Raw genomic sequence first — 22,006 nt, 5'->3', positions numbered from 1 at the left:
CTAATAAATATCCTGGAAGAATCGTAAAAAGCATGTCTAAGAATCTGCGAGTTGACAAGAGGCGTAATATAGGGATCATTGCCCATATAGACGCGGGGAAGACCACGACGACGGAGCGTATCCTGTATTACACCGGTCGGAGTCATAAGATCGGCGAAGTGCACGAGGGAACTGCAACCATGGACTGGATGGAGCAGGAGCAGGAGCGTGGCATCACTATCACTTCTGCGGCTACGACATGTTTCTGGGCGGATCATCAGATCAATATCATCGACACGCCGGGTCATGTAGATTTTACAGCAGAGGTTGAGCGTTCATTGCGTGTTCTCGATGGCGCGATTGGTGTTTTTTGTGCTGTCGGTGGGGTGGAGCCGCAGTCCGAGACTGTCTGGCGTCAGGCTTCCAAGTATGGAGTTCCGCGAATTGGCTTTGTGAATAAGATGGATCGCGCGGGAGCGAATTTTCTTGGCTGTGTTGGTCAGATAAGAGAAAGGCTGAATGCGAACCCTGTTCCTATACAATTGCCTCTGGGTCGTGAAGATAGTTATCTTGGTATTATCGATCTGGTGAAGATGAACGCCAATGTGTATAGCGACAAAAAAGATAAGGGTGAGATTTACGAAGAAGTTGATATTCCTGAAGAGTTTATGGAAGAGGCTTTGGAATATAGGGAATTGATGATAGAGGCGATCTCCGATGTTGATGAGAAGATTATGGAGAAGTTTCTTGCCGAGGAGGAAGTTTCCGCTGAGGAAATTTACGCGGCTTTGCGTAAGGGCACGCTTGAGTTAAAGTTCACTCCTATATTGTGTGGTTCGGCTTTTAAGAATAAGGGTGTGCAACAACTTCTTGATGCTGTTGTTGCTTATCTTCCTTCTCCAATAGAGGTTCCGCCGATCAAAGCGATTGATCCTGATACTTTGAAAGAGGTGGTGCGGGAGCCGGATTCCAGTGAGCCTCTTTCGGCTCTTGCATTTAAGATCATGACGGATCCTTTTGTTGGGCAGTTGGCGTTTGTTCGTGTGTATTCCGGGGAAATGAAAAGCGGTTCCTATGTCTATAACGCCACGAAAAATCAGCGGGAGCGTGTGGGTCGTCTGCTTAGAATGCATGCCAATAAGAGGGAAGAGGTTCAGTTTGTGAAAGCGGGGGATATTGCCGCGGCGGTAGGTTTGAAGAAGACGTTTACCGGGGATACCCTTTGTGATCAGGATAAGCCGGTCATTCTGGAGTCAATTATCTTTCCGGAGCCTGTTATCTCAGTGGCAATCGAGCCTAAAACAAAGGCCGAGCAGGATAAGCTTTCCGATTGTCTTATCAAACTTCTGCAGGAAGATCCGACCTTTAAGGTCAAGGTGGATAAGGAAACCAATCAGACCATCATGTCGGGCATGGGTGAGTTGCACCTTGAGATTCTGGTTGACAGGATGCGCCGCGAGTTTTCTCTGGATGTGAATGTTTCCAAGCCTCAGGTCGCCTATAAAGAAACCATCACTAAATCCGTAGAGCATGAATTTAAGTATATTAAGCAAACCGGAGGCCGTGGCCAGTATGGGCACGTTGAGATTCGAGTCGAGCCTAGAGAGTCCGGGACCGGATTTGAGTTCGTTAATAAGATAGTTGGTGGAGCCATCCCTAAGGAGTTTATCCCGGCGATTCAGAAAGGTGTTGAAGAAGCTATGGGACGAGGAATCCTTTGCGGATATAACGTTGTGGATGTGGGAGTGGTTCTGCTCGACGGTTCTTATCATGATGTGGATTCGTCGGAAATGGCATTTAAGATTTGTGCGTCCATTGCTTTTCGCGATGCGTGTAAGAGGGCCGCTCCGGTTTTGCTGGAGCCGATCATGGAAGTGGAAGTTGTGACTCCCGAGGACTTTATGGGAGAGGTTATTGGAAACTTGAGTTCCAAGCGAGCGAAGATAAAAGATCTTAGTGACAGGGCGGGCGCCAAGGTTGTGAAGGCGGACGTGCCGCTTTCTGGAATGTTTGGATATTCGACCGATTTGCGGTCGGCAACGCAGGGTCGAGCCAGTTATACCATGGAATTTACCAAATACGAATCCGTCCCCTCGGCGATAGCGGAAGAATTGATTGCCAAGGCGACAGGAAAAGAAAAATCAACGGTCTAGCTAATTACCTTATAAAATAACATAATTTTGGAGTAGATCAGCATGGCAAAAGAAAAATTTGTCCGAGATAAGCCTCACATAAATGTTGGAACCATCGGTCACGTAGATCATGGTAAGACAACTTTGACGGCAGCGATTACAGAAGTATTGGCGACCAAAGGTTTGGCGACAAAAATTGCCTTTGATCAAATCGACAAGGCTCCTGAGGAAAAAGAACGCGGTATCACGATCGCCATCGCCCATGTTGAGTACAATACGGTGAACCGGCATTATGCTCACGTAGATTGTCCTGGGCATGCGGATTACGTGAAAAACATGATTACCGGTGCGGCGCAAATGGATGGAGCTATCCTGGTTTTGAATGCATCGGACGGTCCAATGCCACAAACGCGTGAGCACATTCTGCTGGCGCGTCAGGTCGGTGTTCCCAAGATTCTCGTGTTCATGAACAAGTGCGATATGGTGGATGATCCTGAATTGCTGGATCTGGTTGAAATGGAAGTCAGGGAATTGCTTGATAAATATGAGTTCCCTGGAGATGAAGTTCCGGTGATACGCGGCAGTGCCCTGCATGCTTTGCAGAATCCGACCGATGAAGGAAAAGCCAAATGTATCTGGGATTTGATGGAAGCTTTGGATACTTACTTCCCTGTTCCTGAGCGCCCGGTCGATAAGCCTTTCTTGATGCCTATCGAGGATATTTTTAGTATCTCGGGTCGTGGGACGGTTGCTACGGGTCGTATCGAGACTGGAATTCTGAAGGTTGGTGATGAGGTGGAGATTGTAGGATTTCGCCCTACAACCAAAACCACGGCGACTGGCGTTGAAATGTTCCGCAAGTTGCTCGATGAAGGTCGCGCGGGAGAGAATGTTGGTATTCTGCTCAGGGGAACCAAGCGGGATGATATTGAGCGCGGGCAGGTTCTGGCAAAGCCCGGAACAATCACTCCGCATACAAAATTCAGCGCTGAAGTTTATATTTTGACAAAGGATGAAGGCGGGCGGCACACACCATTTTTCAACGGCTATCGCCCTCAGTTTTATTTTCGGACCACGGACGTAACCGGTGTCTCGACCCTGCCTACAGGGGTGGAGATGGTAATGCCCGGCGATAATGTAACTTTAGAAATTCAATTGATCACGCCGGTAGCGATGGCGGAAGGGCTTCGATTCGCTATTCGCGAAGGCGGCCGTACCGTTGGGGCTGGGGTCGTTAACAAGATACTGGAATAATGAACGATCAAAAAATAAAGATAAAGCTCAAGGCGTATGACCATAAGCTGCTGGATTGGTCGGTAAGTGAAATCGTGGAAACCACAAAGCGCACAGGTGCCAAGGTGGTGGGGCCGATTCCTTTGCCAACGGTAAGAAATAAATGGACTGTTTTGCGGTCCCCGCATGTTGATAAAAAGTCTCGTGAACAATTCGAGATTCGGACGCACAAGCGGATCTTAGAAATTCTGGAGCCAACACCGCAAACGGTGGATGCTTTGATGAAACTTGATTTGTCCGGCGGAGTGGACATCGAAATCAAGCTTTAATCCCAGGCGGCATATCCAGGAAGGTATTGAGGAATTATGAAAGGCATATTCGGTAAAAAAGTGGGGATGACGCAAATCTTCTCTGAGACAGGGGACTGTGTCCCGGTGACGGTGATTCAGGTGGACAAGTGTGTTCCTGTTCTTAAGAAAACCGTTGCGAAAGATGGCTATGAGGCTGTTCTAGTGGCTTATGGTGAAAGAAAATCAAAGCATACCAACAAGCCCTTGCAAGGGTTTTATGACAAAATCAAATTCCCCCCAGCGAAATTTCTTGCGGAATTTAGAGGGCAAGTTCTTGAAGACGCGGATATCGGCAAACCGTTGAACGTTGATATGTTCAACGAGGGCGACTTGGTTAATGTCATCGGGACGTCCAAGGGACGTGGATTTGCCGGAGTCTTGAAGCGCCACGGGTTTGGAGGGGCACCTGCCTCTCATGGTCATGCGGAAATATTTCGCGGCGGTGGATCCATAGGTATGCACACCTATCCGGGTCGCGTTTTAAAAGGTAAAAAAATGCCAGGCCGTATGGGTGGCGAGTCCATCCAGGTCCAAAACCTTAAGGTTGTTCGGGTGGACAGTGAGAATAATGTTCTTTTGGTGCGAGGCGCGGTACCGGGAGCAAACGGTCGTATTGTGAGAATTTTTAAATCCGAAAGAGTGTAAAGAATGCCGGAACTGGAATTATTGGACGTAAATAAAAAAAAGGTAGGAACTGTTAGCGCGTCCCCCGCAGTGTTTGATGTTGAAGTCAAGGAGCACTTGGTTCAGCAGTACGTGGTGTATCAGCTCGCCGCCCGCAGAAGCGGATCGGCTGCCACCAAGCGCAACAAGGGGGAGTTGCATGGCAGCGGCAAGAAGCCTTGGAAGCAAAAGGGGACGGGCCGTGCTCGCGCGGGAAATTCCAGGTCTCCTATTTGGCGAGGCGGAATGACGGTTTTTGGTCCCACACCAAGGGATTATAGCTTCAAGATGTCAAAGAAGACGAAGCAACTTGCCCTCAAGTCAATTCTTACCGACGGGGTTAAATCTGATAAATTCCATGTGGTTGACAAGCTCAGCATTGATAATCCTAAAACCAGTGAAGTTGTGCAGCTATTGAAGAGTCTTGGTTCTCCCAGGAAAACTTTGTTTTTACTTTCCGAAAGGAACCATAACTTGGAATTGGGGGTTCGCAATTTGCAGGGTGTGGATGTTCTCTTGGTAGATGGGCTTAACGTTTACGATCTGGCGGTGCATGATAAAATATTCTGTACCCCGCAGGCGTTGAAAAAAATTGAGGAGCGGTTGGCCTGATGGATAAATATCGTGTTCTAGTAAAACCCATGATCACAGAAAAAAGCACACTTTTGCAGGAGGATGGCAATTGGCTGGTGTTTCGTGTGAATCCTGATGCAAACAAAATTCAAATCAAAAATGCCGTTGAAAAGATTTTTAGTGTCACCGTGCTTCAGGTCAACACGGTAAACGTGCGAGGTAAAAGTCGGCGTTTCGGGAAAACGGTCGGTGTATCTAAGAATTGGAAAAAGGCAATGCTTCGCTTGAAAGACGGCGATAAAATAGAAATGTTTGAGGGAGTCTGATTGGTATGCCCATCAGGAAATTAAATCCAAGGTCTGCCGGAGTTAGGTTTCTAACTTATTCCGGTTTTGACGAAATCACTAAATCCACTCCGGAGAAAAGCCTTCTGGTTTCAATTGCCCGAAAGGGTGGGCGAAATAACCACGGCAGGATTACAGCCAAGCGCCGAGGTGGAGGGCACCGTAAGCAGTATCGTCTGATTGACTTCAAGAGGAATAAGGATAATATCGAAGCCCGCGTTGCTGGAATCGAATATGATCCCAATCGGTCCGCAAATATTGCACTTTTATTTTACAAAGATGGTGAAAAGAGGTATATTCTATCTCCTTCCAAACTCGTTGTCGGAGACATGGTATCCTCGGGAAAAGATGTTGAGATCAAGGTTGGTAATTGCCTCCCTCTCGAGAATATCCCCGATGGAACTCTTGTTCACAATGTTGAGATGCGCCCTGGAAAAGGTGGCCAATTGGCCCGTACTGCTGGTAACTCAACGCAGTTAATGGCCAAGGATGGTCAGTATGCCACCTTGAAGCTTTCATCCGGAGAAGTTCGTAGGGTTGAAAAGAAATGCCGTGCCACTATCGGGATAGTAGGGAATGCCGACTTTGAAAATATTTCCATGGGCAAAGCCGGCAGGACTCGATGGTTGGGACGTCGGCCCAGGGTTCGAGCGGTAGCGATGAATCCGGTGGATCATCCAATGGGTGGTGGAGAAGGAAGGTCCTCTGGCGGGCGTCATCCTTGTAGTCCCTGGGGGCAGCTTGCCAAGGGGTTGAAGACAAGAAAGAAAAAGAAAGATTCAAGCAAGTATATTGTGTCTAAACGGAAAAAGAAATAATAAGCCGCTAGGCTAGATCAGGAAAAATATGGCACGTTCATTAAAAAAAGGCGCTTTTGTAGATGATCATCTACAAAAGAAAATAGACGAAATGAATCGGTTGAACGAGAGAAAGATCATGAAGACCTGGTCTCGCCGTTCCACTGTGACACCCGACTTTGTCGGTCATACAATGGCCGTGCATAACGGGAAAAAATTCATTCCGGTTTTTGTATCTGAAAACATGGTGGGACACAAGCTAGGGGAATTTTCGCCAACGAGAACATTTAAGTCTCATGGCGGGAAGACCAAAAAAGCAGCCCCTAAATAAATAGACAGGAATAACAGGTTATTATGGAAGTTAAAGCTATCCTTAGACACACTAGAACTACCCCTCAGAAGGCTCGGTTGGTTGCAAATATGATTCGCGGTAAGAATGTTAATGACGCGATGAATACCCTGGTCTTTTTGCGCAAACGTGTGGCCTTGCAGTTTCAGAAACTGCTGAAATCGGCCATTGCTAATGCTGAGGAGAATCATAAGGTGGTGGATGTGGATGATTTGGTTGTAAAGAGGATAACTGTTGACGAAGGTGTTACCTGGAAACGCAACATGCCTCGCGCACGTGGAATGGCGACTGTGATTCGTAAGAGAACAAGTCATATCACCATGATATTAGACGAAAAACTGGTTTCGGAGGAATAAAGTGGGTCAAAAAGTTCACCCCTATGGTTTTCGCCTGGGCTACAACAAGACGTGGATTTCAAACTGGTACGCTCGTAAGGATTACGCAGATTTTCTGATCGATGATATAAAGATCAGGAAATTTATCAATGATACCCTGGGGCATGCGGGGATATCTAAAGTGGAGATCGAGCGTTCTGCCAACCGTGTGCGAGTCAATATTCATACGGCTCGACCAGGTATCATCATCGGCAAAAAAGGTACGGAAGTCGATCGTCTGAAAGAAGAGTTGCAAAAGTTGATGAATGGCAAGCAGGTCAGCCTCAATATCAAGGAGGTCCGCAGGGCGGAACTTGATGCGGCCCTCATCGCCCAGAATATTGCATTGCAGTTAATGAAAAGGATCGCATTTCGAAGGGCTATGAAGAAAAGTGTTGTATCGGCCCTTCGGTTTGGAGCTAAGGGGATCAAGATTCGAGTTTCGGGTCGACTGGGAGGAGCTGAAATTGCGCGAAGTGAGTGGTATCGGCAGGGACGAGTTCCCTTGCACACCCTGCGAGCTGATATTGATTATGGCACAGCTTCTTCAAAAACCACTTATGGGATCATTGGAGTCAAGGTGTGGGTCTATCGCGGCGACATTCTTCCTGAAAAAGGTGTTGTTATTACTGAATTTGCCAAGAAAAAAGGCGAGCGAGAACAGAGTTAATTTGAGAATGTGTTGGCGTATTGAGCATTCTTTTGAATAAATAAACTAGTTGTAGTTTTAATTTGGAGGGCTGGCATCATGTTGATGCCCAAAAAAGTTAAGTATCGGAAGCGGCATAAGGGCCGAATGCGTGGTACTGCGTATCGTGGTGGTACGATCAGTTTCGGTTCTTTTGGTTTGCAGGCGTCCGAATGTGGCCGGATCACTGACCGGCAAATCGAGGCAGCTCGAATTGCCATGACTCGTTATATCAAGCGTGGTGGTAAGATCTGGCTCAGGATATTTCCTGATAAGCCAGTTTCGAAGAAGCCTGCTGAGACAAGAATGGGTAAGGGAAAGGGAAATCCTGAATACTGGGTGGCCGTGATAAAACCAGGCCGGATTCTGTATGAAATGGAAGGAGTTTCCGAAGTGGTTGCGAAGGAAGCGTTTCGGCTTGCCGCTCATAAGTTGCCTTTGGCAACGCGATTTATTACAAACTGATGTTGAAAAATTTAGTTAATTTCCAGGAAGAAATATGAAAACGGCGGATGTCAGAGATCTCTCCGAAAAGGAGAGGCAGGAAAAAGTAGATGATTTGCAGCAGGAGTTTTTTAATCTGAAGTTCCAATTGGCGACAGGAAAGATTGAAAATCCCAGCCGGTTGCGCCTCATTCGCCGGGATATTGCCCGTATCAAAACCATCCAGAATCAAGCACGGAATATTGCCTGTAAAGAGGAAGAAGTTAAGTCCTGAGGGCGGATGGTTTGAGCGTGGATAGAAGATTATTATTAAGGAGATTCTTTTGAATATCGAAGCAAGAAAAAAGACATTAACGGGAACGGTTGTCAGTAACAAGATGCAAAAGACCGTTGTGATCAAAGTCGCGCGCCGCTTTACGGACCCGACTTTTAAGAAAGTCGTGAATACGACAAAGAAATATAAAGTTCACGATGAGAAAAATGAGTGCGAGCCAGGCGATCTTATCACTGTTTGTGAAACCCGCCCTTTGAGCAAAGACAAGCGCTGGCGTCTTATTGAAATCGTTAAACGGGCCGCAGTTGCAGAGCAAGGACGAGCGAAATGATACAGTTGAGAACCGTTTTAGATGTTGCTGACAATTCAGGAGCCCGAGTGGTTCAGTGTATTAAGGTGTTAGGCGGGTCTCGTCGGCGTTATGCCAGAGTCGGGGACATCATTGTCGTTGCGGTGCGCGAGGTAGAGCCTAACGGTGCGATTAAAAAGGGCGAGGTCAAGAAAGCCGTTGTCGTGCGAACCAGAAAAGAAATCCGCCGTCCCAATGGTAGTTATATTAAATTTGACGGTAATGCGGCAGTCTTGATCAATGAAAACAAAGAGCCTGTCGGCACCCGTATATTTGGTCCTGTTGCCAGGGAGTTGCGGGCCAAGAGATTTATGAAAATTCTTTCCCTGGCGCCAGAGGTTTTATGATACAAGCTGCTCCCAAGAAGATGAAGTTAAAGAAAGATGATATTGTTCAGGTGATATCCGGGCGCGAGAAGGGAAAGAAAGGCAAAATACTTTCTCTGATTCCTGCGGAAAACAGATTGCTCGTAGAAAAACTGAACATGTATAAGCGCCATTTGAAGGGTGATGGTAAATCCCAGCAGAGCGGTATTGTTGAGCGCGAAGGAAAAATGAATATTTCCAATGTGCTTCTGTTTTGCGATAAATGTGGCAAAGGAGTTCGCATCAAACGGAAAAAGCTTGAAGATGGAAAGCGTGTTCGCGTTTGTGTTAAGTGTAACGACGTGATGGACAAGGTCTGATATGGCAAATTTTGAAAGTAATTTTAAAGAGAAACACCGGGCTCAAATTCAAAAAGACCTCGGGTTGGGAAATGTAATGCTGGTTCCCCGGTTAGAGAAAATCGTAATTAATATGGGGCTAGGGGAAGCGTTGCAAAACGCAAAGTTGATCGAAGCAGGTGTGGAGCAATTGAGATTGATTACCGGTCAAAAACCTGTTGTCACAAAGGCTAAAAAGGCGATATCTAATTTCAAATTGCGAGAGGGCGTGCCCATTGGAGTTATGGTCACCATGCGCGGTCATCGAATGTACGAATTCTTTGAAAGATTTGTGACCTTCTCATTGCCCAGGGTTCGTGACTTTAAAGGTTTGCCCCCAAAAGCATTTGACGGACGTGGGAACTACACGGTCGGTGTCAAAGAGCAATTGATTTTCCCGGAAATTGATTTCGATAAAATTGATCAAATTAAGGGGATGAATATCACCATTTGCACCACTGCCAAGAACGATGAAGAGGGAAGGTGTCTGCTGAAAAGCATGGGCTTTCCTTTAAGAAAATAATTATCATCCATTTGCGGATGTGCTAACCACGGTAGTTTAAATGGCAAAGAAATCACTGATTGCGAAATCAGAAAGAAAACCCAAGTTTGAAGTCAGAAATTATAATCGGTGCCGGGTATGTGGAAGGCCCCGGGCGTTTCTCAGGAAATTCGGCATGTGCCGCATTTGTTTCAGAGAGCGGGCGCTGCGCGGGGAGATCCCCGGTGTGACCAAAGCAAGTTGGTAATAGACAGTCAGTTTAAAATTAGGAGATTCATTAGAACATGTCCATGACAGATCCCATTGCAGACCTTTTCACACGCATTCGAAACGGTCTTATGGTCAGCCATACAAAGATTGATATTCCCAATTCCCGCATGAAAACCCGCATCGTCGAGATTTTGAAGGATGAAGGTTATATCAAGAACTTCAAGGTGTATGAAGATAATAAGCAGGGAATATTGCGGGTCTTTTTGAAATATCATAATGATGAACCTGTTATTCACGGTATTAAAAGAATCAGCAAGCCTGGTCGACGTCACTATGTTGGACGAGAGGAAGTTCCCAGAGTATTGAATGGTTTGGGAACAGCCATCGTGTCTACATCCTCCGGTGTACTCACCGGTCAGAAATGTAGAGAAAAAGGCATAGGCGGAGAAGTGCTGGGCTTCGTCTGGTAGATAACTAATTATGTCAAGAATCGGAAAACTACCAATTAAAATACCCTCTGGGGTGGACTGCAAATCCGAAGGTGATGTATTTCGGGTAAAGGGCCCCAAGGGACAAATGCAGCGAGCTTTGCACACTAACATGAAGCTTGAGTTGGAAGGGGAAGAGATACGAGTTATTCGTCCAAGCGACGGAAGACTGGACCGATCCCTTCACGGTTTGACCCGGACACTGGTCAGTAACATGGTCACCGGCGTCACCGATGGTTTTTCTAAACAGCTCAATATTGTTGGTGTTGGATACAAGGTGGAACTCAAAGGAAAAAACCTGCTTCTCAACCTTGGGTTTTCCCACTCAATTGATTACCCTGCCGTCGATGGGATCGAGTTCGAAGTGGATCCAAAAAAGAACACGATCATCGTGAAGGGCATTGACAAGGAAAAAGTCGGGCAGGCGGCGGCAGAAATAAGGAGTTTCCGGCCCCCAGAACCCTATAAAGGAAAAGGGGTTATGTACTCAACAGAACGGATTCAAAGAAAGGCTGGTAAAGCCGGCGCTGGGAGCAAAGGTAAATAACTTATGAAAACTTCAGAAAGACAACGCTTAAGAGAAGCTAGGAAAAGAAGGGTCAAAAAGAAAGTCCAGACCAATACTGAGAGACTTCGCCTGACCGTATTTAAGAGCTCGAAACATATTTATGCGCAAATCATAGATGATAAGGGGGGAAAAACCCTTGCGGCAGAGTCTTCATTATCTCCAATGTTTAAAGAGAAAATGAAAAATGGGGGCAATGTTGCGGCAGCGGCTTTGGTGGGTAATCTCCTCGGAGAGAAAGCCGTTAAACAGGGGATCAAGGAAATCTACTACGATCGCAACGGTTTTATTTATGCGGGCAGGGTGAAAGCCCTTGCCGACGGGGTCAGGGAAAAGGGCGTTAAATTCTAAAGATACCCAGTAAATAACTTGGATTATAATCCGGCCCGAAATATTTTAAGGGTGGTAGTTATAATAGCCAAAAAATATCAATTATTAGAAGTTCCCTTAAGCTGCGCCGTAGCGTGTACCTGAAAAGGAATGCTTGCGGTTGACCGGAGGTTGCATTGGCAGAACAACGCGAAAATAAACAGGAATATGTTGATAAGGTAGTAAAAATCAACCGAGTTGCGAAGGTGGTCAAAGGTGGACGTCGGTTTAGTTTCAGCGCCCTTGTTGTGGTTGGTAACCATGAAGGTGAGGTAGGTTGGGGGCTGGGGAAGGCCAACGAAGTTCCGGAAGCTATCCGCAAGGGTGTGGAAAAGGCAAAGAAAAATATTGTTAAGGTCAGTCTTGACGGATCAACCATTCCCCATGAAACTATCGGCCGTTTTGGAGCAGGTCGAGTGTTATTAAAGCCAGCATCCCGAGGAACCGGGATGATCGCTGGCGGCGCCGTTCGAGCGGTCTTGGAGGCTGTTGGTGTTCGCGATATTTTGACTAAATGTATTCGAACCAACAACCCGCATAATGTGGTTAAGGCTACCATTGAAGGCCTGATTTCCCTGCGAGATTCAAAAGACTTTGCACGGATGCGCGGGAAACCTGTTTCAGCTAAAGCAACAAAGTAAAACTTCCAATCAGACGATTGGAATTCAGCGAGAAAGATTGAGCCAAACCCATGATAACACTTTCAAATTTAAAAAGAGCGCCCGGGGTTCAGAAGAACCGGAAAAGAATTGGTCGTGGTCCCGGATCGGGAACTGGAAAGACCAGCGGTAAAGGCCAAAAGGGGCAAAAGTCCCGCTCCGGCGGCAACCCGCATCCTTGGTTTGAAGGGGGCCAGACGCCTCTGCACAGACGTTTACCGAAGCGAGGCTTCACTAATATATTTAGAAAAGAATATGAAATTGTCGACATTAGCAGGCTTTGCAAAGTAACCGGCGATCTTCCCATCACTCCAGAAATTATGAAAGAACACGGCCTCGTCAAAAGTTCAGCTGCCGTTAAGATTTTAGCAAATGGAGATGTATCCGGAGTGATCACAGTGCATGCGCATAAGTTCAGTAAGTCGGCAATAGAGAAAATTGAGAAATCTGGAGGAAAGGCCGTAATAGTTTAATGAGTGGTGCTGCTGCATTTGGTAATATTTTCCAAATTCCGGAATTAAAAAAACGGGTTTTGTTCACACTTGTGATTCTGATCGTTTACAGGATCGGTGCTCATATACCCACACCCGGAATTAATTCACAGGCACTTGCAGAGCTTTTTGCTCAGGCGCAGGGAACTATTCTTGGTTTTTTTGATATGTTTTCCGGCGGGGCGCTGAGCCGCTTGACAATCTTTGCACTTGGCATCATGCCGTATATTAGTGCATCGATTATTATTCAGCTAATGACCATGGTGTCTCCTTATCTTTCTCGATTGAAGAAGGAAGGAGAGCAGGGGCAAAAAAAGATCACCCAGTACACTCGTTATGGGACAGTCCTTCTGTGTATGGTGCAGGGATCGGGCATTGCCGTGGGTCTGGAGGCAATGAGAAGTCCTGGTGGTACGCCGATAGTTCCAGAGCCGGGTTGGGAATTCCGGCTGATGGCTATCCTCACTCTCACAGCCGGAACAACGTTTCTCATGTGGTTGGGTGAGCAGATCACTGAAAGAGGAATTGGTAACGGAATTTCCCTGATCATATTTGCGGGAATTGTAGCGGGTACTCCGGCAGCAATTTTTCAATCCTTGGACCTCATGGGAACAGGAGAACTTTCCGTTCTCATCGTGATGTTATTGGTTGTACTTATGATCGTGGTGATTGGTGCGATTGTATTTACAGAAGGAGGGCAGAGAAGGATCCCGATTCAATATGCGAAGCGCGTCGTCGGACGGAAGATGTATGGCGGACAGAGCACACATCTGCCTTTAAAGGTTAATACTTCGGGTGTTATTCCTCCAATTTTTGCATCTTCTATCATCATGTTCCCGGCGACCATTGCACAATTTGTGGACCACCCCTGGATGCAGGTCGTATCCTCCAGTTTGACTCCGGGGACGATCATTTACAGCGCTATATTCATTGGTGCCATATTCTTCTTTTGTTATTTCTATACCGCCGTAATTTTTAACCCGGTGGATGTTGCTGACAATATGAAGAAACACGGCGGGTATGTACCTGGTATACGGCCTGGAAGCAAGACCTCGGAATACATCGATGCTATACTTTCACGATTGACTTTTTATGGTGCTGTTTACCTTTCGTTAGTTTGTATTTTGCCTGATATTTTGATTAAATATTTCAACATCCCATTTTATTTTGGTGGAACCAGTTTGTTGATCGTTGTCGGTGTTTCTTTGGACACAATGCAGCAGATAGAATCCCACATGGTAATGAGAAGTTATGACGGTTTTGTTAAAAAGGGCAGATTGAAAAGCCGTCGAGGCTAATTCATGAGGTTGATCTTATTGGGTCCTCCGGGAGCGGGGAAAGGAACGCAAGCAAAGATGTTGACGGATAAATTTGGTATTCCGCAAATATCGACAGGTGATATTTTAAGGAAAGCCGTCAGCAATGACACCGAACTTGGTAAACAAGCTAAAGCGGTAATGGATGATGGTCAATTGGTTCCGGATGAGATAGTCATCGGGTTGATCACTGAAAGAATAAGGGATAAGGATTGCTCCCGAGGTTTTATTCTGGACGGTTTTCCGAGAACCATTGTGCAGGCGGAAAAGCTCAGTGAAACCCTGGATGAGATGAACTTGTCAATAGACACCGTCATCGACTTTGAAGTCAATCCCCAGGAGTTGTTAGAACGGCTCACAGGAAGAAGATCCTGTTCCAACTGTGGTGCCATGTTTCACGATGAAACACGTCAGCCGAAAAAAACCGGAATCTGCGATGTTTGTGGTGATGTGCTTTATCAGCGCCTCGATGACAATAGAGAAACCATCATCAAACGTCTTGATGTGTACGAAAAGGAAACCGCTCCTCTTAAGGAATTTTATAGAAAGAAGGGGAATCTGAAAAGCCTGGAAGGTCGTGGCTCCGTAGAAGAAATTTTTTCCCAAGTTTGCAGCCTGGTATCGTAAATATGTCGAAGGAACAATCGATTGAAGTTGAAGGAACGGTTTTGGAACCCCTGCCGAACGCGATGTTTCGGGTGGAGTTGGAAAATGGTCATAAAATTCTAGCGCACATTTCGGGAAAAATGAGGATGCATTTCATCCGCATTCTGTCAGGCGATAAGGTTAAGGTTGAGCTTTCACCCTACGATCTGTCTCGTGGACGAATTACTTATCGTTATAAATAAAAATCAGATACAATAACCTCGATCGAAAAAATGAAAGTTAGATCCTCAGTAAAGCCCATCTGTAAAAAGTGTAAAGTGATCCGAAGGCGCGGCGTTGTGCGGGTTCTTTGTGAAAACCCGAAGCACAAGCAACGGCAGGGATAATTTAAAAAAGCGGGTGTGCCAAATAGACATACGCTGTTGAAGGGAAAAAGGAGAAACCGTGGCAAGAATTGCGGGAATAGACATTCCGAGAGATAAAAGAGCAGTGATCGCGCTTACCTATATTCATGGGATAGGGGCAACCACATCAAAGCAAATACTGGTTAAGGCTAAGATTTCTGAAGATGTGCGGATGAAGGACATGACCGAAGATGAAATTTCTCGAATCCGAACTATTATCGATAAGGATTGCGAGGTAGAGGGTGACGTGCGGCGTGAAGTAGCCTTGAATATCAAGCGTCTGATGGATATTGGAAGTTACCGCGGTTTGCGCCATCGAAAAGGGTTGCCGGTTAGAGGGCAGCGGTCTCACACTAATGCCCGAACACGCAAAGGACCCAAGAAAACCGTTGGGGCCAGAGCCTCTAAAAAATAAATAAAGGGAAGATGAAACATGGCGGATAAAGGCAAAGCAGGCAAGGGCGGCGGTAAAAAGAAACAAAAGACCGCTCCCGAAACGGGAATTGCGCACATCCAGGCAACGTTTAATAATACGTTGGTGACCATCAGTGATACATCTGGAAACGTCATTTCATGGTCCAGTGCAGGGGCGCAAGGTTTTAAGGGCTCCCGGAAGAGTACCCCATTTGCCGCCCAGGTGGCTTCCGAAAAAGCCGCGATTAAGGCTAGGGATATGGGTATGAGGAAGCTGGAAGTTCATGTTAGAGGTCCTGGGCCAGGGCGAGAGTCCGCGATTCGATCGTTGCAGGCGGCAGGCATGGAAGTCCTTGTTATCCGCGACAAAACTCCGATTCCGCATAATGGATGCCGTCCTAGAAAGCGGAGAAGAGTATAATGTGCAACTATTTTTCACGGGAGATTTAACTTGGCAAGATATACGGGGTCTGTTTGTCGTTTGTGCCGCAGAGAAGGTATCAAACTGTTCTTGAAGGGCAGCCGTTGTGAGACGGCGAAATGCGCCATTGAGCGGAGAGCCTATCTTCCCGGTCAACATGGGCAGGGCCGCAAGCAATTTTCCGAATATGGGGTTCAGCTTAGAGAAAAGCAGAAACTTAAAAGATTTTACGGGATACTTGAAAAGCAATTCAGAATTACCTTTGCTGCTGCGGATAGAAAAAAGGGCATTACAGGAGAGAATTTATTGCAGAGTCTTGAGTTGCGGCTGGATAATGTTGTTTATCGCATGGGGTTGGGCGAATCCAGAAACTCTGCAAGGCAGTTGATTCGGCACAACCACTTCATGGTAAACGGGAAGCGCGTTAATATTCCATCGTATGCTGTCAAGAAAGGCGATACAATCGCTCCTGACCCCAGGAAAGTTGCAAAGGCTCCTGTGAAAAATGCACTGGAACGATTAAAAAGTAAAACCTTGCCACATTGGCTTGCTTTTGATTTGGAAAGTAAACAAGGGCTGGTTCAGGCCTTACCTACCCGAGAAGATGTTGCTATTCCCGTTCAAGAACAGTTGATCGTAGAGCTATATTCTCGGTAACGAATTTCCGTTCGTCAATTTGTTGGCTCATTATTACTGCAATAATTAGTTAACGCTAAAATAGAACAAGCACCGGAGGCTTAATGTACACAGCCCAGGGAATTATCAAACCCAAGCGTTTGGAATTCGATAAAAAAGATAAATCCGCTAATTACGGAAAATTTACTGCAGGTCCCTTCGAAAGAGGGTATGGGGTGACGATTGGTAACTCTTTGCGGCGGATGCTGTTATCCTCAATTGAGGGAGCCGCGATCATCGGAGTCAAGTTTGAGGGGGTTTACCACGAGTTTTCTTCCATCCCTGGAGTCATTGAAGATGTCACCGAGATCATTCTTAATTTGAAACAGGTGAATCTTACATTGCGTGGGGAAGCATCCAGTAAAAGAATTTATATCAAGAAAAGCACACCGGGCGTATTGACAGCGGCGGATATTACTGCTGATCCTGATGTGATCGTTTTGAACCCCGATCATCACATCGCCACTTTGGATACAAATGGCTCCATTGATATGGAAATGGTGGTTCACAGGGGAAGAGGGTATGTTCCTTCTGAACAGCACAGTCTGGAGGATGAGTCGGTTCAGATGATTCCGATAGACGCGATATTTTCTCCCATCGAAAAAGTCACCTTCACGGTCGAAAAGACCCGGGTGGAGCAGTCCACTGATTACGATCAGTTGGTTATGGAGCTTTGGACCAATGGCGGCATCACGCCCGACGATGCGGTGGCTCACGCGGCCAAGATCGTGAAGGACCACATGCAAATCTTCATTAACTTCGATGAAGAACCTGAAGCTGTTCAGCCGCAAGTCGATGAAAAGAAACAGAAGGTTCTGGTCAATATGGCAAAATGTGTTGAGGAACTGGAGCTTTCGGTTCGTTCTTATAATTGCCTGAAAAATGCCAATATTCAAACCATTTCTGAATTGATTCAAAAGACCGATGGTGAAATGCTCAAAACCAGAAACTTTGGCAGAAAATCCTTGAACGAAATCAAGGAGATTCTGGAGGAAATGGGGCTGCATCTCGGAATGAAAATCGATGAAGAGGATTTGAAGCAAATCAATCTGGCGAGAAAAAAGAAAGAAGTTGAAACCGATGTTGCAGGATGAAAATTTACTCCTGCAGTTAAATCCATTTCTGGAGAATAAAAAGGCTCATGCGTCATTTAAAAGCCGGTAGGAAATTAGGGCGGACATCCGCTCATAGAAAAGCCTTATTCCGCAACCTGGTTACGGCTCTTATCGTAAGAGAACGAATTCAAACGACACTCGCCAAAGCCAAAGAATTGCGTAGTAAAGCGGAAAAAACGATCACCCTTGGGAAAAAAGGGACGCTCCATGCAAGACGGCTGGCCTTTCGAACCGTTCAGGAAAAAGAAGCGCTTAAGAAACTTTTTGGTCCCATTGCCGAGCGATTTGCAACAAGAAATGGCGGTTATACGCGCATCATTAAGATCGGCAGCCGCAAAGGGGACGATGCGCCCATGGCATTCATCGAGCTTGTAGAAGCCGATAGCGAAATACAGAGCCCAAAGTCGGCTAAAGTTAAGAAAGAAGCCAAGCCCAAGGCTGGTGCAAAAAAGGCCGATGCAAAGAAGGAAACGGCGAAGAAAACAGAAACCGGTAAAACTAAAAAATCCTCGGAAAAAAAAGGGGAAACGGCCCCGGCTAAAAAAGAATCCACTGATAAAGAGTAGAAATAGTACCCGCCTTATTTCGGAATCCCACCCAGCTTGAGCCGGGTGGGATTTTCTATTTTTATCAGAGACAGTTCGCTGGAATACCAGTGGGCTCTTGCGTGAACCGGAAGTTGGTGTTTTCCTTAATCCAGATCAGCAAATCGTCGTAGCTTTTAAAATGTTCTGTGAAACCGTAGTCGGAGCCTGTGTATTCACAGTTATCCGTACTGTGTTCGCGGCACATGTAGGGGCGGGTTTCGTAAATGGCGCATTTGTTGTCGATGGTTAAAAAGTTGCACCGTGTATGAATCATGATATACCAGGACTTGCGATAGATATAAATGGAAACTTTGTCATGAGCCAGTTTCCAGAGTAGGCTCTCGTAGTCCCTTCGTTCTTCCGGTTCATCGATTCCAAAAGCGAAATAATTGCAGCAATACGCCGGTAAACATTTTTCACATTGGTTCGTGTCATCTCTATTACTCTTCGTTTTCATCCAATTTTCCTTTTGCACTCAAAATTCACTATTTGCAGAAGCTCAAACCACCGGTCTGATAGCTTCTTTTTCTTTCAACAGGGCTGAAATATAAAAAGAGTTTATTCTTGCAGGACTTCCAGGCTCCATTCACAACGGCGAGATGTGCCTGCCTGCCCTCTCCGTTCAGAGAAAATAAAATCCTGCATCCGTAAACTCCAGTCCGGTATTCTGCCTTTAATTGTGTTTTAAGTCAAACCGCAAGGGCCTATAAACTTTGCCATCGGCTGGTTGCTGATCCAGGTTGTCGATCCTGTCTGCTCTCTCCAGTCAGGAATTGTTGTGATAGTTCAGAGGTACAAACGTTTCAGCGAATAAAAAGCAAAAATATGTGGATCGGTAAAATAAATCCGTTCTTTCCAAAGATGTCTGCATTTATGGATATCTAAAGAAAAATAAGCCAGAGGGTATCTTGCCTGAAACAGGAAACGAGGGAGTATAAGAAAAATGTTGACAAAAGTGATTTAACTGGATAACCTAAATGAAGATCTCCAAGCTCCCAAAACAACTCCGAAGCTCAATCAAGCAACCCAGCTTTTATTCTACGCTTCCATAAATAAACATATCTATTTGCAATAAACCTAAAAAAATATCGAAAGCTTTCTTTCTGCCCACAATCCAGACAATCAATTAAATACTCCAAACCCAAAATAATAATCAACTTCTTCCAAAAATCTCTACTTCAGAGAGACCAAGACCTATGAGCCAAATGAATATTGAAGAATTAAAGTCAAAAACCATCTCCGAGCTCACTAATATAGCCAAGGAATTAAAAATTCAGGGGCATAGCGGGCTACGCAAACAGGACCTTATTTTTAAGATCCTGGAAGCCAAGACGGAAAAGGATGGCTTGATGTTTGGCCAGGGAGTTCTGGAGATCCTTCCAGACGGTTTCGGTTTTCTCCGGGCCCCGACCTACAACTATTTGCCGGGCCCAGATGATATCTATGTATCGCCGTCACAGATCCGTAAATTTGATATGCGCACAGGTGACACCATTTCCGGGCAGATTCGACCCCCGAAGGACAGTGAACGTTATTTTGCGCTGTTAAAGGTCGAGGCTATCAATTTTGAGAATCCCGAAAAAACCAAGGATAAAATCCTGTTTGACAATCTGACGCCTCTGTACCCGGAGGAACGTCTGCGTCTGGAGACGCCAAACTGTAAGGACTACAGCGCCAGAGTCATGGATTTGATGACCCCTATCGGCAAAGGCCAGCGCGGATTGATCGTGGCTCCTCCAAGAACGGGTAAAACCATGCTTTTACAGTCGATCGCCAACAGCATCAGCACCAATTTCCCCGAGGTCGTGCTGATCGTTTTGCTGATCGACGAGCGCCCGGAGGAAGTGACGGACATGCAACGTTCGGTAAAGGGAGAGGTAATCAGCTCCACATTTGACGAGCCAGCCCAACGCCACGTTCAGGTGGCTGAAATGGTGATCGAGAAGGCCAAACGTCTGGTGGAGCATAAAAAAGACGTGGTGATTCTGCTGGACAGTATCACGCGTCTGGCCCGTGCCTACAATGCCATCGTCCCGCCCAGCGGCAAGGTGCTTTCAGGTGGTGTCGATTCCAACGCCCTGCAACGCCCAAAGAGGTTTTTCGGCGCCGCCCGTAATTTGGAAGAAGGTGGCAGTTTGACCATTATTGCGACAGCTCTGATCGATACGGGAAGCCGCATGGATGACGTCATCTTTGAGGAATTCAAGGGAACCGGTAACCTCGAGATTGTTCTGGATCGCAAACTGGCGGACAAGAGAACGTTTCCGTCGATCGATATCAATCGCTCCGGAACGCGGAAAGAAGAACTGCTTCTGCCGCCAGAAGACTTGCAACGGGTATGGCTATTAAGAAAAGTTTTACTGCCGATGGGGATTCATGATACGATGGACCTTCTCCTGCAGAAGATTAAAGAGACGAAAACTAATGCCGAATTTTTGGCCGCCATGAACACTTGATTTTAGAGGAACGAAGTAATGAAAGAGGGCATTCATCCAGAGTATTTTGAAACCGAAATAACTTGCGCTTGCGGGAATAAAGTGTCAATCGGTTCTACCGTAAAAGACCTGCATCTAGAAATTTGCTCGGCGTGTCATCCGTTCTTTACCGGAAAGCAGAAACTGCTGGACACCGCTGGTCGCATTGAAAAATTCAACCGCAAATACTCCAAGAAAAATACCACAAGCGATCAGGAAACTGTCGCCCCCAATTAGCCTATTCCTCACAACCAAATCCTTGCCGCAGTAATTGCGGCATGAATTTTCGGTAATATTCGTTTAACGATATCCCCACCCCCTCACACTGTGAGGCCGTTCGATGCTTAAAAAACTTGATTCCATTGAAAAACGCTACGATCAGCTCAACGGATTGCTGAGCGATCCGCAAATCATCGCCCAGCAATCCGAATACAAGAAGTATGCCCGCGAGCAATCGGAACTGGCTCCTATCGTGGCCGCGGCCAAAGTGCTGAAAACGATTGTCGTTCAATTGGAAGAAAATAAAAAAATCGTGGCCGAGGAAACCGATGCGGAAATGGTGGAGATGGCTCAGGACGAACTCAACACGTTGACGGAAAAACGTCAAAAAGTTGAAGCAAATTTGAAACGACTGTTGTTGCCCAAAGATCCCCGGGATGAAAAAAGCGTTATCATGGAGATTCGCGCCGGCACCGGTGGAGAAGAGTCGGCCCTGTTCGCGGCGGATTTGTTTCGCATGTACTCCCGATACGCGGAACTCCGTAAATGGAAGACAGAACTCCTCAGCACTAATATCAGTGGCAAGGGCGGATTCAAGGAAATCATTCTCAGTGTCAGCGGCAAAGGCGTATTCAGCCGGCTAAAATTTGAAAGCGGAACCCATCGTGTGCAAAGGGTTCCGGAAACCGAGACTCAAGGGCGGGTCCACACCTCTGCCGTGACGATTGCGATTCTGCCGGAAGCTGAAGAGGTGGATATCAAAATCAATCCGTCAGATTTAAAAATCGATGTGTATCGGTCCTCCGGTCCGGGAGGCCAGAGCGTCAACACCACCGATTCGGCGGTACGCATCACCTATATCCCGACCGGGCTGGTGGTGATCTGTCAGGATGAGAAGTCGCAACACAAAAACCGGGAAAAGGCGATGAAAGTGCTGCGCGCCAGACTCTACGACGAGGTGCAGCAAAAACAGCATGACGAAATGGCAAAAAACCGCAAACAACAGGTGGGAACCGGGGATCGCAGTGAACGCATCCGCACCTATAATTTCCCACAGGAGCGGATGAGCGACCATCGCATCGGATTGACCCTGCACAAACTTTCTCAGATTCTTGAAGGCGATCTGGACGAAATTATCGATGAACTCACCCTTCACAACCAGGCCGAGACTCTCAAACAAAATATTCTCGAACTGGAAAAAGGAAAATCGGAAAAAACCAGAGCGTAACGGCAAGTCAA

Annotated in this window: 35 protein-coding genes; 34 read left to right on the top strand and 1 reads right to left on the bottom strand. The window is 46.4% G+C overall.

Annotation, left to right across the window (positions count from 1 at the left end; all coding sequences use genetic code 11):
- The first annotated feature begins 32 nt into the window (after positions 1 to 32).
- From fusA to rplQ, 31 genes are all read left to right on the top strand, one after another.
- On the top strand, positions 33 to 2,132 hold the full coding sequence (gene fusA, locus O3C58_05360; GenBank protein ID MDA0691291.1) for an elongation factor G: 2,100 nt from the start codon (positions 33 to 35) through the stop codon (positions 2,130 to 2,132).
- 42 nt (positions 2,133 to 2,174) lie between these two features.
- Positions 2,175 to 3,365, top strand: coding sequence for an elongation factor Tu (gene tuf / locus O3C58_05355; protein ID MDA0691290.1), 1,191 nt, complete (start codon positions 2,175 to 2,177; stop codon positions 3,363 to 3,365).
- Positions 3,365 to 3,673 carry a 30S ribosomal protein S10 gene (gene rpsJ / locus O3C58_05350; GenBank protein MDA0691289.1) on the top strand — a complete coding sequence of 103 codons (309 nt, stop codon included), beginning with the start codon at positions 3,365 to 3,367 and terminating at the stop codon, positions 3,671 to 3,673. The genes tuf and rpsJ overlap by 1 nt, the downstream gene beginning before the upstream one ends.
- Before the next feature lie 36 nt (positions 3,674 to 3,709).
- Positions 3,710 to 4,339: a 50S ribosomal protein L3 gene (rplC, locus tag O3C58_05345; protein ID MDA0691288.1), complete on the top strand. Its 630-nt coding sequence runs from the start codon at positions 3,710 to 3,712 to the stop codon at positions 4,337 to 4,339.
- A 3-nt stretch (positions 4,340 to 4,342) separates the two neighbouring features.
- Entirely contained in the window at positions 4,343 to 4,969 is a 627-nt protein-coding gene (gene rplD, locus O3C58_05340) for a 50S ribosomal protein L4 (GenBank protein ID MDA0691287.1), read from the top strand.
- The gene (locus tag O3C58_05335; protein MDA0691286.1) at positions 4,969 to 5,256 is read left to right on the top strand and encodes a 50S ribosomal protein L23; all 288 of its coding nucleotides are present in this window, start codon (positions 4,969 to 4,971) and stop codon (positions 5,254 to 5,256) included. The genes rplD and O3C58_05335 overlap by 1 nt, the downstream gene beginning before the upstream one ends.
- A 5-nt stretch (positions 5,257 to 5,261) precedes the next feature.
- Positions 5,262 to 6,092, top strand: coding sequence for a 50S ribosomal protein L2 (rplB, locus tag O3C58_05330; GenBank protein ID MDA0691285.1), 831 nt, complete (start codon positions 5,262 to 5,264; stop codon positions 6,090 to 6,092).
- Between the two features lie 28 nt (positions 6,093 to 6,120).
- Positions 6,121 to 6,402: a 30S ribosomal protein S19 gene (gene rpsS / locus O3C58_05325; GenBank protein MDA0691284.1), complete on the top strand. Its 282-nt coding sequence runs from the start codon at positions 6,121 to 6,123 to the stop codon at positions 6,400 to 6,402.
- 23 nt (positions 6,403 to 6,425) lie between these two features.
- The gene (gene rplV, locus O3C58_05320; GenBank protein ID MDA0691283.1) at positions 6,426 to 6,776 is read left to right on the top strand and encodes a 50S ribosomal protein L22; all 351 of its coding nucleotides are present in this window, start codon (positions 6,426 to 6,428) and stop codon (positions 6,774 to 6,776) included.
- 1 nt (position 6,777) lies between these two features.
- On the top strand, positions 6,778 to 7,464 hold the full coding sequence (gene rpsC / locus O3C58_05315; GenBank protein MDA0691282.1) for a 30S ribosomal protein S3: 687 nt from the start codon (positions 6,778 to 6,780) through the stop codon (positions 7,462 to 7,464).
- Between the two features lie 78 nt (positions 7,465 to 7,542).
- Positions 7,543 to 7,947, top strand: coding sequence for a 50S ribosomal protein L16 (gene rplP, locus O3C58_05310; GenBank protein ID MDA0691281.1), 405 nt, complete (start codon positions 7,543 to 7,545; stop codon positions 7,945 to 7,947).
- Positions 7,948 to 7,981: 34 nt separating this feature from the next.
- Positions 7,982 to 8,200 carry a 50S ribosomal protein L29 gene (rpmC, locus tag O3C58_05305; GenBank protein ID MDA0691280.1) on the top strand — a complete coding sequence of 73 codons (219 nt, stop codon included), beginning with the start codon at positions 7,982 to 7,984 and terminating at the stop codon, positions 8,198 to 8,200.
- 55 nt (positions 8,201 to 8,255) lie between these two features.
- Complete coding sequence (gene rpsQ / locus O3C58_05300; GenBank protein ID MDA0691279.1) at positions 8,256 to 8,531, top strand: 30S ribosomal protein S17; 276 nt, start codon at positions 8,256 to 8,258, stop codon at positions 8,529 to 8,531.
- Complete coding sequence (gene rplN / locus O3C58_05295) at positions 8,528 to 8,896, top strand: 50S ribosomal protein L14 (GenBank protein MDA0691278.1); 369 nt, start codon at positions 8,528 to 8,530, stop codon at positions 8,894 to 8,896. The genes rpsQ and rplN overlap by 4 nt, the downstream gene beginning before the upstream one ends.
- On the top strand, positions 8,893 to 9,234 hold the full coding sequence (gene rplX / locus O3C58_05290) for a 50S ribosomal protein L24 (protein MDA0691277.1): 342 nt from the start codon (positions 8,893 to 8,895) through the stop codon (positions 9,232 to 9,234). Before rplN ends, rplX begins: the two co-directional genes overlap by 4 nt.
- Before the next feature lies 1 nt (position 9,235).
- Entirely contained in the window at positions 9,236 to 9,775 is a 540-nt protein-coding gene (gene rplE / locus O3C58_05285; protein MDA0691276.1) for a 50S ribosomal protein L5, read from the top strand.
- A 40-nt stretch (positions 9,776 to 9,815) separates the two neighbouring features.
- Positions 9,816 to 10,001, top strand: coding sequence for a type Z 30S ribosomal protein S14 (locus tag O3C58_05280; protein MDA0691275.1), 186 nt, complete (start codon positions 9,816 to 9,818; stop codon positions 9,999 to 10,001).
- 37 nt (positions 10,002 to 10,038) lie between these two features.
- Positions 10,039 to 10,434, top strand: a complete 396-nt coding sequence (rpsH, locus tag O3C58_05275) for a 30S ribosomal protein S8 (GenBank protein MDA0691274.1) — start codon at positions 10,039 to 10,041, stop codon at positions 10,432 to 10,434.
- A gap of 10 nt (positions 10,435 to 10,444) precedes the next feature.
- Complete coding sequence (gene rplF / locus O3C58_05270; GenBank protein MDA0691273.1) at positions 10,445 to 10,999, top strand: 50S ribosomal protein L6; 555 nt, start codon at positions 10,445 to 10,447, stop codon at positions 10,997 to 10,999.
- Between the two features lie 3 nt (positions 11,000 to 11,002).
- A complete protein-coding gene (gene rplR, locus O3C58_05265) occupies positions 11,003 to 11,368 on the top strand; it encodes a 50S ribosomal protein L18 (protein ID MDA0691272.1) in 366 nt (121 codons plus the stop codon).
- 155 nt (positions 11,369 to 11,523) lie between these two features.
- On the top strand, positions 11,524 to 12,027 hold the full coding sequence (rpsE, locus tag O3C58_05260) for a 30S ribosomal protein S5 (GenBank protein MDA0691271.1): 504 nt from the start codon (positions 11,524 to 11,526) through the stop codon (positions 12,025 to 12,027).
- 53 nt (positions 12,028 to 12,080) lie between these two features.
- Complete coding sequence (rplO, locus tag O3C58_05255; protein MDA0691270.1) at positions 12,081 to 12,518, top strand: 50S ribosomal protein L15; 438 nt, start codon at positions 12,081 to 12,083, stop codon at positions 12,516 to 12,518.
- Positions 12,518 to 13,834 (top strand): preprotein translocase subunit SecY, encoded by a 1,317-nt coding sequence (gene secY / locus O3C58_05250; GenBank protein MDA0691269.1) that lies wholly within the window; start codon positions 12,518 to 12,520, stop codon positions 13,832 to 13,834. Before rplO ends, secY begins: the two co-directional genes overlap by 1 nt.
- A gap of 3 nt (positions 13,835 to 13,837) precedes the next feature.
- Positions 13,838 to 14,479, top strand: coding sequence for an adenylate kinase (locus O3C58_05245; protein MDA0691268.1), 642 nt, complete (start codon positions 13,838 to 13,840; stop codon positions 14,477 to 14,479).
- A 2-nt stretch (positions 14,480 to 14,481) separates the two neighbouring features.
- A complete protein-coding gene (gene infA, locus O3C58_05240) occupies positions 14,482 to 14,700 on the top strand; it encodes a translation initiation factor IF-1 (GenBank protein ID MDA0691267.1) in 219 nt (72 codons plus the stop codon).
- Between the two features lie 30 nt (positions 14,701 to 14,730).
- The gene (rpmJ, locus tag O3C58_05235) at positions 14,731 to 14,844 is read left to right on the top strand and encodes a 50S ribosomal protein L36 (protein MDA0691266.1); all 114 of its coding nucleotides are present in this window, start codon (positions 14,731 to 14,733) and stop codon (positions 14,842 to 14,844) included.
- 58 nt (positions 14,845 to 14,902) lie between these two features.
- Positions 14,903 to 15,277 carry a 30S ribosomal protein S13 gene (rpsM, locus tag O3C58_05230; GenBank protein MDA0691265.1) on the top strand — a complete coding sequence of 125 codons (375 nt, stop codon included), beginning with the start codon at positions 14,903 to 14,905 and terminating at the stop codon, positions 15,275 to 15,277.
- 18 nt (positions 15,278 to 15,295) lie between these two features.
- Positions 15,296 to 15,697 (top strand): 30S ribosomal protein S11, encoded by a 402-nt coding sequence (gene rpsK / locus O3C58_05225; GenBank protein ID MDA0691264.1) that lies wholly within the window; start codon positions 15,296 to 15,298, stop codon positions 15,695 to 15,697.
- Between the two features lie 30 nt (positions 15,698 to 15,727).
- Positions 15,728 to 16,354: a 30S ribosomal protein S4 gene (gene rpsD, locus O3C58_05220; GenBank protein ID MDA0691263.1), complete on the top strand. Its 627-nt coding sequence runs from the start codon at positions 15,728 to 15,730 to the stop codon at positions 16,352 to 16,354.
- Positions 16,355 to 16,437: 83 nt separating this feature from the next.
- The gene (locus O3C58_05215) at positions 16,438 to 17,466 is read left to right on the top strand and encodes a DNA-directed RNA polymerase subunit alpha (protein MDA0691262.1); all 1,029 of its coding nucleotides are present in this window, start codon (positions 16,438 to 16,440) and stop codon (positions 17,464 to 17,466) included.
- Between the two features lie 47 nt (positions 17,467 to 17,513).
- Positions 17,514 to 18,053, top strand: a complete 540-nt coding sequence (gene rplQ, locus O3C58_05210; protein ID MDA0691261.1) for a 50S ribosomal protein L17 — start codon at positions 17,514 to 17,516, stop codon at positions 18,051 to 18,053.
- Positions 18,054 to 18,117: 64 nt separating this feature from the next.
- Here the strand turns inward: rplQ and O3C58_05205 are convergent, their stop codons facing one another.
- The gene (locus O3C58_05205; protein ID MDA0691260.1) at positions 18,118 to 18,531 is read right to left on the bottom strand and encodes a YkgJ family cysteine cluster protein; all 414 of its coding nucleotides are present in this window, start codon (positions 18,529 to 18,531) and stop codon (positions 18,118 to 18,120) included.
- A 748-nt stretch (positions 18,532 to 19,279) separates the two neighbouring features.
- Between O3C58_05205 and rho the strand changes: the two genes are divergently transcribed.
- The 3 genes from rho (at position 19,280) to prfA (ending at position 21,995) form a co-directional block, all read left to right on the top strand.
- Entirely contained in the window at positions 19,280 to 20,530 is a 1,251-nt protein-coding gene (gene rho / locus O3C58_05200; protein ID MDA0691259.1) for a transcription termination factor Rho, read from the top strand.
- A gap of 18 nt (positions 20,531 to 20,548) precedes the next feature.
- The gene (gene rpmE / locus O3C58_05195) at positions 20,549 to 20,785 is read left to right on the top strand and encodes a 50S ribosomal protein L31 (protein ID MDA0691258.1); all 237 of its coding nucleotides are present in this window, start codon (positions 20,549 to 20,551) and stop codon (positions 20,783 to 20,785) included.
- 103 nt (positions 20,786 to 20,888) lie between these two features.
- Positions 20,889 to 21,995, top strand: coding sequence for a peptide chain release factor 1 (gene prfA, locus O3C58_05190; protein ID MDA0691257.1), 1,107 nt, complete (start codon positions 20,889 to 20,891; stop codon positions 21,993 to 21,995).
- Positions 21,996 to 22,006: the final 11 nt, after the last annotated feature.

Source organism: Nitrospinota bacterium (assembly GCA_027619975.1).
In the GTDB taxonomy this organism is placed as follows: domain Bacteria; phylum Nitrospinota; class Nitrospinia; order Nitrospinales; family VA-1; genus JADFGI01.
The sequence above is the reverse complement of the archived record's forward strand: the minus strand, read 5'-3'. Positions and strand labels throughout refer to the sequence as shown.

Coding starts and splice junctions, on each gene's coding strand:
- fusA (MDA0691291.1), top strand. CDS start 33: ATGTCTAAGAATCTGCGAGTTGACAAGAGGCGTAATATAGGGATCATT.
- tuf (MDA0691290.1), top strand. CDS start 2,175: ATGGCAAAAGAAAAATTTGTCCGAGATAAGCCTCACATAAATGTTGGA.
- rpsJ (MDA0691289.1), top strand. CDS start 3,365: ATGAACGATCAAAAAATAAAGATAAAGCTCAAGGCGTATGACCATAAG.
- rplC (MDA0691288.1), top strand. CDS start 3,710: ATGAAAGGCATATTCGGTAAAAAAGTGGGGATGACGCAAATCTTCTCT.
- rplD (MDA0691287.1), top strand. CDS start 4,343: ATGCCGGAACTGGAATTATTGGACGTAAATAAAAAAAAGGTAGGAACT.
- O3C58_05335 (MDA0691286.1), top strand. CDS start 4,969: ATGGATAAATATCGTGTTCTAGTAAAACCCATGATCACAGAAAAAAGC.
- rplB (MDA0691285.1), top strand. CDS start 5,262: ATGCCCATCAGGAAATTAAATCCAAGGTCTGCCGGAGTTAGGTTTCTA.
- rpsS (MDA0691284.1), top strand. CDS start 6,121: ATGGCACGTTCATTAAAAAAAGGCGCTTTTGTAGATGATCATCTACAA.
- rplV (MDA0691283.1), top strand. CDS start 6,426: ATGGAAGTTAAAGCTATCCTTAGACACACTAGAACTACCCCTCAGAAG.
- rplP (MDA0691281.1), top strand. CDS start 7,543: ATGTTGATGCCCAAAAAAGTTAAGTATCGGAAGCGGCATAAGGGCCGA.
- rpmC (MDA0691280.1), top strand. CDS start 7,982: ATGAAAACGGCGGATGTCAGAGATCTCTCCGAAAAGGAGAGGCAGGAA.
- rplN (MDA0691278.1), top strand. CDS start 8,528: ATGATACAGTTGAGAACCGTTTTAGATGTTGCTGACAATTCAGGAGCC.
- rplX (MDA0691277.1), top strand. CDS start 8,893: ATGATACAAGCTGCTCCCAAGAAGATGAAGTTAAAGAAAGATGATATT.
- rplE (MDA0691276.1), top strand. CDS start 9,236: ATGGCAAATTTTGAAAGTAATTTTAAAGAGAAACACCGGGCTCAAATT.
- O3C58_05280 (MDA0691275.1), top strand. CDS start 9,816: ATGGCAAAGAAATCACTGATTGCGAAATCAGAAAGAAAACCCAAGTTT.
- rpsH (MDA0691274.1), top strand. CDS start 10,039: ATGTCCATGACAGATCCCATTGCAGACCTTTTCACACGCATTCGAAAC.
- rplF (MDA0691273.1), top strand. CDS start 10,445: ATGTCAAGAATCGGAAAACTACCAATTAAAATACCCTCTGGGGTGGAC.
- rplR (MDA0691272.1), top strand. CDS start 11,003: ATGAAAACTTCAGAAAGACAACGCTTAAGAGAAGCTAGGAAAAGAAGG.
- secY (MDA0691269.1), top strand. CDS start 12,518: ATGAGTGGTGCTGCTGCATTTGGTAATATTTTCCAAATTCCGGAATTA.
- O3C58_05245 (MDA0691268.1), top strand. CDS start 13,838: ATGAGGTTGATCTTATTGGGTCCTCCGGGAGCGGGGAAAGGAACGCAA.
- infA (MDA0691267.1), top strand. CDS start 14,482: ATGTCGAAGGAACAATCGATTGAAGTTGAAGGAACGGTTTTGGAACCC.
- rpmJ (MDA0691266.1), top strand. CDS start 14,731: ATGAAAGTTAGATCCTCAGTAAAGCCCATCTGTAAAAAGTGTAAAGTG.
- rpsK (MDA0691264.1), top strand. CDS start 15,296: ATGGCGGATAAAGGCAAAGCAGGCAAGGGCGGCGGTAAAAAGAAACAA.
- O3C58_05215 (MDA0691262.1), top strand. CDS start 16,438: ATGTACACAGCCCAGGGAATTATCAAACCCAAGCGTTTGGAATTCGAT.
- rplQ (MDA0691261.1), top strand. CDS start 17,514: ATGCGTCATTTAAAAGCCGGTAGGAAATTAGGGCGGACATCCGCTCAT.
- O3C58_05205 (MDA0691260.1), bottom strand. CDS start 18,531: ATGAAAACGAAGAGTAATAGAGATGACACGAACCAATGTGAAAAATGT.
- rho (MDA0691259.1), top strand. CDS start 19,280: ATGAATATTGAAGAATTAAAGTCAAAAACCATCTCCGAGCTCACTAAT.
- rpmE (MDA0691258.1), top strand. CDS start 20,549: ATGAAAGAGGGCATTCATCCAGAGTATTTTGAAACCGAAATAACTTGC.
- prfA (MDA0691257.1), top strand. CDS start 20,889: ATGCTTAAAAAACTTGATTCCATTGAAAAACGCTACGATCAGCTCAAC.